At 63.9% G+C, this 1,611-nt stretch carries 1 protein-coding gene; it reads right to left on the reverse strand.

Going from position 1 to position 1,611, the window contains the following annotated elements:
- Positions 1–1,373, reverse strand: a 1,373-nt coding sequence (locus AU072_RS23245) for an IS110 family RNA-guided transposase (protein ID WP_082681009.1), incomplete at its 3' end; no start/stop codon positions are given.
- Positions 1,374–1,611 lie beyond the last annotated feature (238 nt).

Here is a 1,611-nt window from a genome sequence, read left to right on the forward strand (position 1 = left end):
CGTTTAGCGGGCTGGGATGTTGGAGCGCTTGGCGACTTCTGTGACTCCTGGCCCGCCTTCTTGCGTCGCTCGCGCATGAGTTTGTGGCGGACGTGATCGCGTTGGCGGGGATCGAGTCGGTAGCGCTGTTTGACGATGGCGCGGCCTTGGGATTCGGTGACCGCGGTGCCGTCGACGTCACGCAGCTGGTAGGGCTGTCCGGTGCGCATGCAGGTGGCGATGCGGGTGATCAGCATGGTGGCCAGATGGCAGATCGCTGAGTCGTGGTGGCGGTTTCCGGCCATCAGTCGGTGGTACTTGGCGGCAAACTGGGGATCGACTTTGCGTGCCTGATCAGCTGCGGTGTAAAGCATTTCGCGTAGCAGCGGATCGCCTGCCTTGGTGATCGACGACTCGGTTTTAGCCACCCCGGATTGGCTGACCTTCGGGATTAGTCCGGTGTAGGCGCGGATCGCAGCCAGCGAGGTGAAACGGTGCGGGTCACCGATCCGCCCGGCAATGACCGCGCTGATGGTGGGACCGACCCCGGGTGCGGACGCAACGATCCCATGCGGGTCGGCGTCGGCGTAGAGGTTGGCGATGCGCTCATCGATCTCTTTGATCTGACGGGTCAAAAACAGTGCTTGTTCGGCTTCGTGGGCGATGTCGGCGGCCAGTTCGGCGAAGTCCATCCCATCGGTGCCGTCGACATTCCACAGGAGCAGGGTTTCTTTGGCCGCCGCGATCAGACCGACGGCATGCCCGTCGCGCCAGTTGCCGCGCGAGCGTGTGGCCAAGAACCTGGCCAGCCTGGCTTGGCCGAGCCGGATCACCGCGTGCGGATCGGCGTAACGGGCCAAAAATTGCAGCGCGGCGTTGCCGTAATTGGAGCCCAGCACTGCATACCAGGCCGGTCCCAACAGCTCGATGAGGGAATCGAGACGGGCATAGACCGCGGTGCGGCGCTTGACCATCGTGGAACGCTGCTTGGTCAGCCGCCGTAACGGATCAGCTGGGCCTTGCCCGGTGTAGGGACGCAATCCTTCCGGGTGCAGCAACGGCAGCCGGGCCAAAAGCTCCGAGTCGATCCGATCGTTTTTGGCATGTTTGGAGTAGTACCTACGTAAGTCAGCCGACTGCGTGGTCGGCACCATCACCACCGTTGCGCCGCGCCGGCGAAACCACTCGCCGATCACGATCCAGGCGTTTCTGGTGGGCTCGACCACCACCGTCAGCTCAGCGGGATCCTGGGCACCCACATCGGCCCACACCCGCTCCAGGTCCTCGGGGCGGGTCAAGAACTTCCGGCCCCGCCACACCGTTTTGCCGTCACGAGCCAGCGTCGCCTGGTGCGCAGCCCGGACCGCGACGTCGATCCCCAACGTCAATGCCACCACAAAACCCTCCTGCCACTAGCGCTTTCAGATGACCAGGTGACGGGGCGCCGCGGCCACGGCCCAGACATTCTCTAAGCAGGAGTCCACACCCACGGGCTGGCTCCAAGTTCCCGAACAAGGACACCGCACGACCAGACACCAAAGTCCACGGGAGGCCGTTCAAATCTCAGGGATCACCACGTGTCCCAGTCGGACCCTCGGACCTGCCCGTGAACTCACACAGAGGCTAAATGTC

Source organism: Mycolicibacterium novocastrense (assembly GCF_001499835.1).
GTDB classification, from domain to species: Bacteria; Actinomycetota; Actinomycetes; order Mycobacteriales; family Mycobacteriaceae; genus Mycobacterium; species Mycobacterium novocastrense.